The sequence below is a fragment of the Psychrobacter sp. NG27 genome, assembly GCF_016106655.1.
GTDB lineage: Bacteria > Pseudomonadota > Gammaproteobacteria > Pseudomonadales > Moraxellaceae > Psychrobacter.
Window position 1 is genome coordinate 324,648 of sequence record NZ_JADGIN010000001.1, and the last position, 13,598, is coordinate 338,245.

General features: G+C 44.4%; 10 protein-coding genes. 3 read left to right on the top strand and 7 right to left on the bottom strand.

From position 1 onward, the window contains the following. Positions 1-90: 90 nt before the first annotated feature. A complete protein-coding gene (gene ispF, locus IP485_RS01295) occupies positions 91-594 on the bottom strand; it encodes a 2-C-methyl-D-erythritol 2,4-cyclodiphosphate synthase (protein ID WP_198325664.1) in 504 nt (167 codons plus the stop codon). Between the two features lie 260 nt (positions 595-854). Here ispF and mnmA point away from each other — a divergent pair, with 260 nt between their 5' ends. Then, complete coding sequence (mnmA, locus tag IP485_RS01300; protein ID WP_198325665.1) at positions 855-2,081, top strand: tRNA 2-thiouridine(34) synthase MnmA; 1,227 nt, start codon at positions 855-857, stop codon at positions 2,079-2,081. 7 nt (positions 2,082-2,088) lie between these two features. Here the strand turns inward: mnmA and IP485_RS01305 are convergent, their stop codons facing one another. Next, on the bottom strand, positions 2,089-2,913 hold the full coding sequence (locus IP485_RS01305) for a hypothetical protein (RefSeq protein WP_198325666.1): 825 nt from the start codon (positions 2,911-2,913) through the stop codon (positions 2,089-2,091). 116 nt (positions 2,914-3,029) lie between these two features. Further along, positions 3,030-3,374 carry a hypothetical protein gene (locus IP485_RS01310; RefSeq protein WP_198325667.1) on the bottom strand — a complete coding sequence of 115 codons (345 nt, stop codon included), beginning with the start codon at positions 3,372-3,374 and terminating at the stop codon, positions 3,030-3,032. Between the two features lie 345 nt (positions 3,375-3,719). Here IP485_RS01310 and purB point away from each other — a divergent pair, with 345 nt between their 5' ends. Beyond that, the gene (gene purB / locus IP485_RS01315) at positions 3,720-5,111 is read left to right on the top strand and encodes an adenylosuccinate lyase (RefSeq protein WP_198325668.1); all 1,392 of its coding nucleotides are present in this window, start codon (positions 3,720-3,722) and stop codon (positions 5,109-5,111) included. A gap of 166 nt (positions 5,112-5,277) precedes the next feature. Here the strand turns inward: purB and IP485_RS01320 are convergent, their stop codons facing one another. Beyond that, complete coding sequence (locus IP485_RS01320) at positions 5,278-5,466, bottom strand: NF038104 family lipoprotein (RefSeq protein WP_194363133.1); 189 nt, start codon at positions 5,464-5,466, stop codon at positions 5,278-5,280. Between the two features lie 179 nt (positions 5,467-5,645). Here IP485_RS01320 and IP485_RS01325 point away from each other — a divergent pair, with 179 nt between their 5' ends. Next, positions 5,646-6,818: a cupin domain-containing protein gene (locus tag IP485_RS01325; protein WP_198325669.1), complete on the top strand. Its 1,173-nt coding sequence runs from the start codon at positions 5,646-5,648 to the stop codon at positions 6,816-6,818. 266 nt (positions 6,819-7,084) lie between these two features. Here the strand turns inward: IP485_RS01325 and IP485_RS01330 are convergent, their stop codons facing one another. From IP485_RS01330 to IP485_RS01340, 3 genes are all read right to left on the bottom strand, one after another. Next, positions 7,085-7,774, bottom strand: coding sequence for a 1-pyrroline-5-carboxylate dehydrogenase (locus IP485_RS01330; protein ID WP_194363131.1), 690 nt, complete (start codon positions 7,772-7,774; stop codon positions 7,085-7,087). An 11-nt stretch (positions 7,775-7,785) separates the two neighbouring features. Next, positions 7,786-11,037, bottom strand: a complete 3,252-nt coding sequence (putA, locus tag IP485_RS01335) for a bifunctional proline dehydrogenase/L-glutamate gamma-semialdehyde dehydrogenase PutA (RefSeq protein WP_198325670.1) — start codon at positions 11,035-11,037, stop codon at positions 7,786-7,788. An 889-nt stretch (positions 11,038-11,926) separates the two neighbouring features. Continuing rightward, positions 11,927-13,222: an NCS2 family permease gene (locus IP485_RS01340; protein WP_194363129.1), complete on the bottom strand. Its 1,296-nt coding sequence runs from the start codon at positions 13,220-13,222 to the stop codon at positions 11,927-11,929. Between the last annotated feature and the right edge of the window lie 376 nt (positions 13,223-13,598).

Below are 13,598 nucleotides of genomic sequence, written 5' to 3' on the forward strand. Positions count from 1 at the left end.
TTAAAATGATTATTTATATAAAAATAATTGTGTAAATACGTGGCTGATACATGGGGCGGTTGCCACTGTATTGCAAGCACGAATTTCGACCTATATAGGTTCGAAAGCATTAGGGACTAATAATACCACGGCATTGGCCATGATGCCCTCTTGACGACCAGTAAATCCCAATTTTTCAGTCGTGGTGGCTTTCACACTGATATTGCTAATGTCCGTTTGCAAATCACTGGCGATATTATCGCGCATGGCTTGGCTGTGTGGCGCCAGCTTCGGACGTTCGCACATGACGGTGATATCCGCATTGCCTAACCGATACCCTGCCTCTTGTACTTTGCCATAGACGTAGCGTAACAAGACTCGCGAATCTAAACCTGCGTGAGCAGCATCAGTATCAGGGAAATGCTGACCAATATCGCCAAGTGCTAAGGCACCAAGCAGCGCATCAGCGAGCGCATGTAATACTACATCACCGTCAGAGTGTGCCAGCAAACTATGGCTATACTCAATGGGCACGCCTGCTAGTATGACGTATTGCTGCTGCTGACCATTGTTGTGAAAAGCGTGAACATCGATACCTTGACCAATTTTTATCATTGTTGTTCCAAGATGAGTTAAACATGATTAAAATAATTCAAAACCACTATATGGATTTTCAAAGGGGTTTTACCGTTAGCGAGACGCCATCGGTCGCCACCCGTTTCAATTAACTGGTATAATATGTTGTTTATTTTATCATAATACCAGATCCAAAAGACAAGCTGACGTTGTGGTGTTAAGACTACGTATTGTAGTAAACGCATAATTTTTGGCGTCACTGTTTGCTTTGGATAACGTATAAATAGTTGAGCCGCTTTATGTCAGCCATACAAAATACCTCAAGCACAATCATTTCTGAGTCTTTCAATACTCATCGCCCCTTAACACTTGCCGATGTCGAAAATCCTAGCACCAAACATGTGATTGTTGGGATGTCAGGCGGCGTGGATTCGTCTGTGTCTGCCGTTCTACTTCAGCAGGCAGGCTTTAGGGTCGAAGGCCTGTTTATGAAGAACTGGGAAGAAGATGATGGCACCGAATACTGTACGGCGATGGATGATTTGGCAGACGCGCAAGCCGTATGTGACAAAATCGGTATGAAGCTGCACACGGCCAATTTTTCCATGGAATATTGGGATCGTGTTTTTGAGCATTTTTTAGCGGAATACAAAGCAGGACGCACCCCAAACCCTGATATCTTGTGTAATAAAGAAATTAAATTTAAAGCATTCTTAGACTATGCGTTAACGCTTGGTGCTGACTACATCGCTACTGGTCACTATACGCGGCGCAGTATGAATTACACCAACGCTAATGGTGATGAGGTCGCTCAGCTCTTACGTGGTTTAGATAATAACAAAGATCAGAGCTACTTCTTGCATGCGGTCGGTGGCGACAAAATTGCCAAGACATTATTCCCAGTCGGTGAGCTCGAAAAACCTGTAGTGCGCCAGATTGCAGAAGAGCATGACTTAGCGACGGCCAAAAAGAAAGACTCTACGGGTATCTGCTTCATTGGTGAGCGCCGTTTTAAGGACTTTTTACAACAATACCTGCCTGCCCAAAAAGGCGACATCGTGACTGACGACGGTCATACTATCGGCACTCATGATGGCTTGATGTATTACACCTTGGGGCAGCGCGGCGGTATTGGTATTGGCGGTGTCAAAGATCGCCCAGAAGAGCCTTGGTTTGTATTGGCAAAAGACCTAGATAAAAACCGTTTGATCGTTGGTCAAGGTCATGAACATTCAATGATGCTCAGTAATGAGCTGACCGCTTATAAAATGGATTGGGTCGACGGCCTACCACCTGCAGATGTATTCAGCGATGAGGGTTTACGCTGTATGGCAAAGTCTCGCTATCGTCAGCCAGACCAAGCGTGTCGTGTATTTGCAACAAGTGCTGACGGAAGCGATGTCCGCGTGGTGTTTGATGAGCCACAACGTGCCGTCACTCCGGGTCAGTCAGCCGTTTTTTATATCGATGAAGTGTGTCTGGGCGGCGGCGTGATTGCCACGATTGATGCGCCTTGTGGATTTTAGATATAATTTAGTTTTGGGCGGTCGCTGTTACTGCCCCGCTATTGTTTGTACTTAGATTACTATCTTCGACGTTATATATCTGATATGTCAATTGTGCGATTGGCTGTAGCTCTGAGGTGAATTGATAAAAGCGAATATCATACCTGCCTTGCAGCCATCCATCATCTGGCTTAAAGCTGACCCAATTTTGATTACTGTTGGTCACAATGTCTTTTTTCTCAAATAATAATACTTGTCCTGTCTGATTATTTACCCATTTGACAAATACGAATGGGCTGGCAGGTACTTTCCCCCCTGTATCAAGATGCGCAAACACAGTAGCATTTTTGTCGATGTTTGAGGTATCCATGGACGATGATGGCATTGAAGACGTGAGTGATAATTTAACCTCACCGACAAGTGGTTGATTATCATTTTCTTTATACAACTCCTCAACCGCACGCTGGGCAAATTGTCGCTTATCCGCAAGCGCCTCGCCTGCACCTTGTGACATAAACCGATCAATGTACTGTCCTAGCATATAGTCTGGCATTTTATTGACAATATCTATCGCTTGCTCTTGTGAGTAATCATGCATAGAGCTTACGTGCTGTGACCCTGCCGCTGGCATGTTGTTACCATTCTGATGTTCAAGCGCTTGGCGCTCTTCTGGTAGCTTGCTTTCTTCTTGTCCAAAGCTTGAATCAGTATCGTCCTGCAATGACTTTACTGCCTGCTGGCGGCCTAGCATAACCTGATCCATCTGCTGCTTGGTCATAAGCAAATAAGTGCCTAGACTACCGAAAATAAAGGCAGTAATTATGGATACTAAGTATAGGGTTTTGTCTTTCATAAGATATCAATAGTTTAGTACTTTGATGGTTTTTCATTATAACTTTGACGTCTTAAAAAAAGCATTCACTATGGGCGGTGAATGCTTATCAGAATAACTAAAGTGCATAATTAAATTTATTTAGCACAGCTGATAGTAACGCCACCAAGTGTGATACCGTTGCCCGCAGTTATACCTCCTGTAGAGACCGCACCATTATTACAAGTAGCGGTATTAATAGCACCATCATTTAATACCGGAATTGAAAAAGTACAACTACTGTTGTTAGGTACCGTTATATTAGTACCTGATGTCTTACAAGTAGTGCTAGTAGGAGCTGTTGGTTTAGGATTGGCTGGCGCTGTAGGGATGGTTGGCTTGGCTGGCGTATTGTTATCACTACCACTGCTATCACTGTCACCACCGCAAGCGCTAAGCGCTAATGCTGAGCCTAACACTAAAACGCTAAGAAATTTATTCATACATTGATTCCCATTTAGTAAACTATTGACTGCCAAAAAAAGCTATTAAATCATTTCTATACCTAAAAAAACAATATAGTTCAAACTTTAGTTTGCTTTTTTAGTTGTAGGTTTAATAGTCATAGAATTACTCAATAATGCTCAATCATTTATCATTCTGTTTTTACCGGTTCAACCAGCTAACAAATGACTCATTTTTTTCCTATAACGGCTTTTTAAATCACTAATAATCAGTCTACAGTGTGCTAACACGCCCTTTTTTATGTCAACTTTTGCTATAATTACGCGACCAAAATTTTCCTGCTGTAGTATTCATTCACTTCCTGTTAATTCAAAGGCGATACCATGACCCCACTTACCGCTCTCTCTCCAATTGATGGTCGTTACGCATCAAAGGCTGACAGTTTACGTCCTTATTTGTCTGAATTCGGTCTAATCAAAGCCCGCGTGACAGTAGAAATCCGCTGGTTACAATCTCTAGCTGACAACAGCGCAATTGGTGAATTAGCAGCATTTGATGACCAGACCAATGCTTTCTTGAATGCAATTGTTGATGACTTTAGTGAAGCAGATGCGCAAGCCATCAAAGACATCGAAGCCACGACCAATCACGATGTAAAAGCGGTTGAGTACTTCATCAAAGACAAATTCCGTGGTCAGGACGCACTCATTGGTTCGCTAGAATTCATTCACTTTGCTTGTACCAGTGAAGATATCAATAATCTATCATATGCCTTGATGCTCAAAGACAGCCGCGAGATTGTGGTTGCTAAAATGCAGCAAGTGACTGATAGCATCGTTGATTTGGCCATTACTCACGCCGAGCAGCCTATGTTGTCGCGTACACATGGTCAGACAGCCAGCCCAACGACCCTTGGTAAAGAAATGGCAAACGTGGCCTATCGCCTAGCCCGCCAAATCAAACAAATTGGTCAAGTTGAGCTATTGGGTAAAATCAATGGTGCGGTTGGTAACTATAACGCTCATTTTTCAGCCTATCCTGATGTTGATTGGCAGACACACGCCGAAACCTTCATCGGTGAGCGTCTTGAGCTAACGTTCAACCCTTACACCACTCAGATTGAGCCACATGATTATATCGCTGAGCTATTTGATGCCGTCAAACGCTTCAATACAATCTTGATCGACTTTAACCGTGATATTTGGCAATATATCAGCTTAGGCTATTTCAAACAGCGTCTAAAAGACGGCGAAGTGGGCTCTTCTACCATGCCACATAAAGTCAACCCAATTGACTTTGAAAACTCAGAAGGTAACTTAGGCGTTGCAAATGCAATGCTTGCACATTTGGGCGAAAAACTGCCTATCTCACGTATGCAACGTGACTTATCAGATTCTACCGTATTGCGTAATATCGGTGTTGGTTTGGCACAAAGCATGATTGCTTTTGACGCTTGCTTGAAAGGTGTTGGTAAACTTGAATTGAATGCGCAGCGTTTAAATGATGATTTGAACAATGCACAAGAAGTATTGGCTGAGCCGATTCAAACCGTTATGCGTCGCTACCGTGTGGAAAACCCATATGAGAAGCTTAAAGCATTGACCCGTGGTAACGCCATGACTCGCGAAGCCATGCTAACGTTTGTCGAAAGTGATGAGTTGTCTGCCGTGAGCGACGCTGACAAAGCACGCCTACGTGACATGACACCAGCGACTTATATTGGTAATGCTACTGAGCAAGCCCTTACCATTAAAGACTGGATTGCCAAGCTTTAATCGCTGATAAGGTCAAATTAAAAAGGTAGGAGCGCATAAAATTACTTACGCACTCCTACCTTGCTAGTGTTTTATCTTATAAAATTGTTGTCTTGCTAAATAAACAACCTTACTTTGAGCACTATGATTGATTTTAATTCAAAATCCATAGTCGAGAAGTAAGGTTTTATTTTTTATCGTCTTTATCATCATCGCTGTCGCCTGGTATGATGGCTTTACCCACAGCAACCGTGCCTTTAACCACGCCTTTAGTGGTTTTATAAGCGATTTTGGCGGGTACTGTGACGAGTTTATGAACACAGGCTTGTAGCAAAAACACGCTAGCAATGATGACAATAAAATGCAGCTTTTTCATAACGTTCCTACGATTGGGTGAATGCTCTGATAACCACTATTATTTTGATAGCCATGATTGTATAAACGTCATCGCACAAACGGTAGTCATCAGATAGGTGATTATCATAAACTATTAAACCCTTCCTTTAAAGCATCCCTTTTATTAATCTCATACCTATTTAAAACATGGATTTATCAATGACTTCTATACCACTATGTCTGCCTGACTCTATCACTGCTGAACAATTCTTGACTGAGTACTGGCAAAAAAAACCACTCCTTATCAAACAAGGTTTGCCACAGCTAATCGATATGTTTGAGCCAGATGACATGATTGGTCTTGCGCTTGAAGAAGATGCTAGCGCTCGTCTACTGACTCAAGCAGCAACCAAGACCGAAGGCCAAGCACAGTGGCAACTCAAAAAAAGCCCGTTGACTGAAGCTGATTTTGATGGTGTGCCTGAACAATGGACGGTACTGGTACAGAATTTGGAACAGTGGTCACCAGAGCTGGGTCAATTATGGCAAGCATTTGACTTTGTACCGCAGTGGCAGCGTGACGATATCATGGTCTCTTATGCGCCAAAAGGCGGTTCAGTCGGCAAGCATTATGATGACTATGATGTGTTTTTGGCACAAGGCTATGGCTCTAGACGTTGGCAGTTGGGCAAGTTCTGTGATGACCAGACAGAATTCGTCGCTGATGAGCCGCTGCGCTTGTTTGATGATATGGGCGAGATTATATTTGATGAGATATTAGAAGCGGGCGATGTGCTGTACGTACCACCAAAATTATCGCATTTCGGTGTCGCACAGGATGATTGTCTGACGTTCTCATTTGGCTGTCGTCGTCCCAACTTGATGCAAATCATCGATAATATGGCTGATATCGCAACCAATGACAGTAGTTTATTTATCCCAATGCTACTACCGCAACCGCTACAGAACTCAGGTGAATTGCAAGCGGATAGTATCCAAGCGATCAAAGCGCAGCTACTACAAATGCTACAATCTGATCGCGGTGATGACATGATTCACCAAGCAGTATCAGAAGTCGTAAGCAAGCGCCAATATGATGCGCTGATGCCAGAAGAGACTTTAGATACAAATGAGCTAATGCAAGCCTTATCAGAAGGCGCAACACTGCAAGCCGATTATAGTAATCGCTTACTCTATAGCCAGACCAGTGATGGCACCGTGCTATATGCCAATGGCCAACGTATCGATGGGCTAGATGATGCGTCGATAGCGGTATTGGTACGCTTGGCCAATGGAGAGCAATTACAACATCATGATGTCACGGATATCGATGCAGATGATTTAAGCGAATGGTTAGAGAATGGCTGGATATGGGTTGATATTGCTGAATAACCCTCCGCCATCAAATCTCAATTGGAAAACATAAAAAACCGCTATCTGATTTATCATCAGATAGCGGTTTTTCTTAAGTATTTTTGCTGGACTTGGTAGTGATTTAAACACCATTTATTTCGAATAAAATGAAACAGCACATAAATCACCTATAGCTAAGAGCGTATAAGATTGATACGAGCAACCAATTTCTTGGTTTAACCTCTTACCAATCCATACAAGCATTCACTATATAATCGGCATAAAACCGATACTAGTTACCAAGCCTAAGTACCAAGCTCAAGTAAGCTTGCATTACCACCGATAGCCGTGGTATTGATGGTTTTAACACGCTCGGTGACAAAACGATGCAGATAATCAGGCGTTAGCATCTCTGACAAGCCTTCCATATCCGTCACGCTAATAACCTGCGTCAAAATACCATCAGTCTTAGCCAGTTCTTGACTGATTGTCTGTGCATCAGCTCGGCTACCAGACACAGCCACTTGTGCAAGACGATCGATATGCAACAAAGTAATGGTCTGTGAGTCATTAGCAACGCTCAGTACATCTTCGCTGATACCAGTGTCATAAAGCACCTTTGCTGCTTCAACACACATCTCATCTTGGCTTGGGCAATGCAATATGACTTCATTGCCTGTCAATAATGCTGCCACCAGCTGGCCTAGTACGGCCATTGCACGGGCAGACTCACCGCCCACCACCATCGTCTTACCGCGACCAGTGACGTACAAGTCGTTTGACTCGCCAGTGGCACCAACCATACGATGCATCTCATCCAAGCTTGGTGCTGCACTCAATAGATGATTGAATAAGCGCTTGGCCTTGTTGGCATCACCCGTTAGCAGCGCCAGCTTTGGAATGGCTGCTTGTAGATAGGTGGCACGGTTTACCGCGCCCAGTAATCTCCAAGACTCACAGACCTGTGCATGATTTTTTTTGAATTCAGTCGCCATGATGCTACTCCTTATGCAAGTTCTGTTTGAATGGTGGTTTGGGCTTGGCTATTGCTAGCCTCGATATCAGTCGCTGGTTCTGAGACTAGCTGCATGAGGCGCGATACATAGTGCGGGCCACCCGCTTTAGGACCAGTACCAGACAGACCACAGCCACCAAATGGCTGGACGTTGACCACAGCACCAATCTGGTTACGGTTAATATAGGTATTACCGACAAATGCGCGGCGCTCGATGTTTTCAGTGGTGGTTTCGATACGACTGTGGATACCCAAAGTCAAACCAAAACCTGTCGCATTAATCGCATCAATTAGCTTGTTCAAATCACGAGCTTGGTAACGCAGTACATGCAAAATCGGGCCAAAGTGCTCACCACCGATGACATCGATGCTTTTGACTTCGATCGCCGTTGGCAATACAAACGTAGACTGATCTTGGCTCACGACCGAGGTTGAGCTCATTGGCGTTTGTGCCAGAATCGTCGCGGTTGGCTCGGCTTCCATACGCGCGATATGTGCCTCTAGACCTTGCTTGGCATCCGCATCAATCACTGGGCCCACATCGGTGGCAGCATAAAGAGGATTACCAACAGACAATTCTGCCATGTTACCTTGTAGTAGCTCGATCAAATCATCTGCCATCTCTTCCTGCACACACAAGATACGGCAAGCTGAACAACGTTGACCTGCTGACCCAAACGCTGATAATACGGCGTCTCTAACAACCTGCTCTGGCAATGCCGTTGAATCAACGATCATCGCGTTCTGACCACCCGTTTCTGCGATAAATACTGGCAGCTCACCACTGGTTTGGGCATGGTCGTTTAGGCTTTGATTGATACGCTGCGCGGTTTGAGTAGAACCTGTAAAGATCACACCTGCGATGTTGTCAGCTGCCGTCAATGCGCCGCCTACGTCACCTGCACCAGTGACTAATTGCAGGGCCGCTGCTGGAATACCCGCTTGATACATTAATTGTGCACCAAAATGAGCGATCAAACTGGTTTGTTCAGCAGGTTTGGCCACTACCGTATTACCTGCAGCCAGTGCCGCCACGATTTGACCAGTGTAGATTGCCAATGGGAAGTTCCATGGACTGATACAGACAAAAGTACCACGTGCTTTATAGACTTGACGGGCTTGTTTACCAGATAAATCAGTAAACTCATAAGCAGTCGCCTCTAAACGCTCAGCTTCGTCTGCATAAAAACGACAGAAATCAACCGCTTCTTTGATCTCATCAATACCATCTTGCAGAGTCTTACCCGCTTCGACTTGGCACAATGCCATCAATTCAGCATAGTTCTCTTCGTATAAATCTGCAATCTTGCGCAATATCTCAGCACGCTTCGCAGCTGATACATTTTGCCACTCATTTTGACCGGCAACAGCAGCATCGATAGCTTGGCGAGCCAATTGAGCGTTGGCGTATTTGACTTCACCAGCGCTGACTTCATGGTTCCAAGGTGCACGTACTGTCTGAGCATCCAGCTGATGCGTTGTGCCATCTACTTCGTAATCATTAACAGCTTTGCCATTGATGATAGGTGTCGCTGACCAAGACTTGTCTAAGTAGCTATCGATAGCTGCTGTAAACGGAGCCCACTGCGAGTCAATAAAGATATTAGGACCAAAGCTGGCACGACGTTCACCATAGATTTCCGATGGTAATGGGATATCTGGGTTGTTCAACGTGGCATTGGCTAGTAGCTTGTCATATGGATGCACAGTCAGCTTATCGATTGGATAAGACTTGTCTAATAACTGATGGACAAACGAGCTGTTTGCGCCGTTCTCAAGCAAACGACGTACCAAGTACGGTAGCAAGTCTTTATGCGCGCCTACTGGTGCATAGATACGTACTGGAATCTGATAAGCATCTAAAATATGGTCGTAAAGTGCATCACCCATACCATGCAAACGCTGGAACTCAAAGTCTCTATGCGCGCTCATCGTAATGATTGAGGCAAGTGTGTGAGCATTATGCGTCGCAAACTGTGGCCAGATTAGCCCGCGCAAATGATCTGATAATAAGAAACGCGCGCAAGCAAGATAAGCGGTATCCGTGCCTTCTTTACGAGTCCACACAGGATAACCTGATAGACCTTTTTGCTGAGCAAGCTTGATCTCTGTATCCCAATAAGCGCCTTTTACCAAGCGTACTGGGATGCGATCGCCCACTTCAGTTGAGAGACGAGCCAACCAAGCGAGGACTGCGATAGCGCGCTTAGAGTAACCCTGTACAACGATACCCAAACCATCCCAGCCAGCCGTCAAGTTATCACGGTATAAAGACTCAAACAGTTTTAGAGAAATCTCAAGACGATCCGCTTCTTCTGCATCAATACTCAGATCAACATTGACCTCACGTGCCGCTTCAATGAGCAACATGCAGCGTTGACGCAGCAGTCCCATGACTTGCGTTTCTTGCGTGGCTTCATAGCGAGGATGCAGTGCTGATAATTTGATAGATACTGATGGCTTTGGCATGCCGTCTTTGACTTTAATGCTCGCAGTGGCTTTGATGGCATGCAGATAGTCGTTGAAGTATTTTTCAGCATCTCTGTGCGTGATGGCCGCTTCACCTAGCATATCAAATGAGTAGGTGTAACCTCTGTTACGATACGGCTGGCTGTTCTTATTGGCGTCTTCAATGGTTTCGCCCAATACGAACTGATGACCCATGATGCGCATGGCTTTTTGCATCGCACTACGAATGACAGGCTCGCCCATCTTTTTGGTCATACGGTCTAAGAAGCCTGACGCTGTCGTGCTGCTATCAATGCTCACGACGCGGCCCGTCATCATCATGCCCCAAGTAGAAGCATTGACCATAAAGCCATTGTCATTTTTGATGTGCTTTTTCCAATCAGCCACACTCATTTTGTCATGAATCAAGGCATCAGCCGTATAGTTGTCTGGCACACGAATCAAGGCTTCTGCCAAGCTCATGAGCAAGATACCTTCTTGGGTATCAAGGCTATACTCAAGCAACAATGAATCGACCATTTTGACGGCTTTGCCATCATTACGCACGTGCTCGACCAATTTACGCGTTTGCTCAGCAGCAGCATCGCGCTCTTCATCGCTAGGTTTGGCAAGTGGTAACAGCTCAGACAACCAACGCACTTCATCCACACTATATAGCGGTGAAATACGGGTATGTAGCGCTTCTAATGACTGAGTAAGATATGCCGGCTTCAGCAAATCAACAGCGGAAAACAAGATAGGCTCTTGCGGGGTAAACTGATCTACTGGGTTCATAATAACTCCATAACTATCGTTTAAAAACCATAATAAATGGTGCTTTAGGAAGTCTGATCGTCCTGTATAACTGCTCATAACCGCTATTAGATAATAGGGGTTATTAACGGATATTCACAGCAATAATCAAAAGACCAAACGGCGCCATCACAAAACTAAAAATCCAGCAGAGGCTGGAGACGGTTAAGTAGGTCGTTCGACTGTTAAACGGGCTACGTTAACAATACAAAGGCAACAACATAAAGCTAAGCGGCATTAGTGCCTTCTTCTTGTCAGTAGTGAAAGGAGTATGATGGTCAGATACCAGTTTATCGAAACGACATACGGTCGCTTTAATAAGCACAAATCTATCATCTTAGGTGACGCTAATTCACTGTAAGAAAAACCTCTACGGCGTTGATTGAGGTGATGCGCTTAACTCGGCTATAATATCATGAAAAAAAATTTCAAACTAACGATTTTTCTCATTTTTATCAATAAATAACTCTTTAAATAACAATAGCTTATGCCGTAATTAATGATCATGACGCTTTGGTTACGTTTTTTTGTTTACTATTGCCGATTGATTGTAATGCCAGTACGCAGCTCTAATGTCAAAATATTAGTCTACATAACTGAGGTCAAGCACCTGCAATTGATGTCAGTGAGAGGGGACACAGGGCTGTTTGACGTGGGTCTAAGAACATGACGTAGGGCTGGCACCCTGTCACTTTGTAGATGGGGTTAGCGTCCTGCTGTCTGCCAAGTGCTTTATCTATAGTGCATCATTTTTAGCAAACGATGCACTATCAAAGAAAACCCCCCTTTATCAATCAATGATAAAGGGGGGTTTTCGTTAATACATCAGCATTCAGGCACGACTAAGTAAATCGAGACCGTTGTCAGTATGCTATAAGAAGACAATCTTAACCAATAAGATAATCGTCAAAAGCCACACAGCAATGCTGATATCAGCAAACTTGCCCGCAACGACTTTTACGGCAGTGAAGGTGATAAAACCCAATGCAATGCCATCAGCGATAGAGTATGTGAGCGGTGTGAATAGCAATACGACGACTACGGGTGCCGCTTCTGTTAGATCGCTCCATTCGATGTCTTTTAGCGTGCCCATCATCAGTACGGCCACATAAAAAATCGCGCCTGCTGTCGCATAAGCTGGAATCATACCTGCCAATGGAGAGAAGAAAATACTGAGTAAGAATAACACCCCAACCGTCACTGCCATGAGGCCTGTACGGCCGCCTGAGGCGATTCCAGAGATACTTTCGATATAACTGGTTGTCGATGACGTACCGAGCAATGAACCTGCGACCGTTGCAGTAGAATCTGCCAATAGCGCCTTGCCCATGTTAGGAATGTTGCCATCTTTGTCGATCAATTTGGCTTGGCTAGTAGTGGCAATCAATGTACCCGCAGTATCGAATAAATCCACAAACAAGAACGCAAAGATCACACTGATCATACCCACATCGAATGCGCCCGCGATATCAAGCTGCATCAGCGTCGGTGCGATAGAAGGCGGTGCCGATACGATACCAGTGAACTGTGTATAGCCCATAAGTAAGCTAATCAAAGCGACAAGCAGAATACCAATAGTGACGGCACCTGGGACTCTTTTGTAAGACAAGCCGATAATGACCACAAATCCCAATGAAGCCATGGCAGGACCAAACGAGGTCATGTCACCAAGGCCAACTAAGGTTGCATCATGATTGACGATAATACCGGCGCTTTGTAGCGCGATAAACGCCAAAAATGCACCAATACCAGCCACCACGCCATGTTTGAGAGAGGTTGGAATGGCATTGATGATGGCTTCACGAATCTTGAACAGGCTCAATAATACAAAGATACAACCAGACAGAAATACCGCACCGAGCGCGGTCTGCCAAGCATAGCCCATACCTAAAACGACGCCATAGGTAAAAAAGGCGTTGAGCCCCATTCCTGGTGCTAACGCCACTGGTAGTCGGGCATAAATACCCATAATAAAACACCCTACCGCGGCCGCAAGACAAGTTGCAACAAACACAGCACCTTTGTCCATACCTGCGTCTGCTAAGACGTTAGGGTTAACAAAGATAATATAAGCCATCGTTAAGAACGTGGTTATACCAGCGATTATTTCTGTTTTGATCGTGGTGTTTTCACCATTAATCCCAAAATAGCGTTCAATTGCATTCATAAGTGTCGCCCCCGACGGCTAATAAAAAGTCGCCACTACTTAAAATCAACTATCATTTCAACAAGAAAAAGGCCCTGTTAAAACAAGAATAATGTAGTAACAAAGCGTAACATATTAGACGAGTTATCTTACAAACTCAATCGCTGATAATGCCTCATTCATACAAAATTACAATTCGAGAGGACACTGGCATGACCAGTAAAGGTCTATACAAATCTACCTTTACTTGCCTTATTCTGGGTAAATGCACTCATGGGCAGCACTGATGTAACGCATGCTTGCTGTCATTACATTAGGCCATTAATATTTAGGCGGTCATACTTTCTATTGGTTTGTCACATTAATAATGACCTTTGCTTCATTTAGAAGTAAACTA

Bases quoted from the DNA above. Each gene is read 5' to 3' on its own strand.
- ispF (WP_198325664.1), bottom strand. From the start codon at position 594: ATGATAAAAATTGGTCAAGGTATCGATGTTCACGCTTTTCACAACAAT.
- mnmA (WP_198325665.1), top strand. From the start codon at position 855: ATGTCAGCCATACAAAATACCTCAAGCACAATCATTTCTGAGTCTTTC.
- IP485_RS01305 (WP_198325666.1), bottom strand. From the start codon at position 2,913: ATGAAAGACAAAACCCTATACTTAGTATCCATAATTACTGCCTTTATT.
- IP485_RS01310 (WP_198325667.1), bottom strand. From the start codon at position 3,374: ATGAATAAATTTCTTAGCGTTTTAGTGTTAGGCTCAGCATTAGCGCTT.
- purB (WP_198325668.1), top strand. From the start codon at position 3,720: ATGACCCCACTTACCGCTCTCTCTCCAATTGATGGTCGTTACGCATCA.
- IP485_RS01320 (WP_194363133.1), bottom strand. From the start codon at position 5,466: ATGAAAAAGCTGCATTTTATTGTCATCATTGCTAGCGTGTTTTTGCTA.
- IP485_RS01325 (WP_198325669.1), top strand. From the start codon at position 5,646: ATGACTTCTATACCACTATGTCTGCCTGACTCTATCACTGCTGAACAA.
- IP485_RS01330 (WP_194363131.1), bottom strand. From the start codon at position 7,774: ATGGCGACTGAATTCAAAAAAAATCATGCACAGGTCTGTGAGTCTTGG.
- putA (WP_198325670.1), bottom strand. From the start codon at position 11,037: ATGAACCCAGTAGATCAGTTTACCCCGCAAGAGCCTATCTTGTTTTCC.
- IP485_RS01340 (WP_194363129.1), bottom strand. From the start codon at position 13,222: ATGAATGCAATTGAACGCTATTTTGGGATTAATGGTGAAAACACCACG.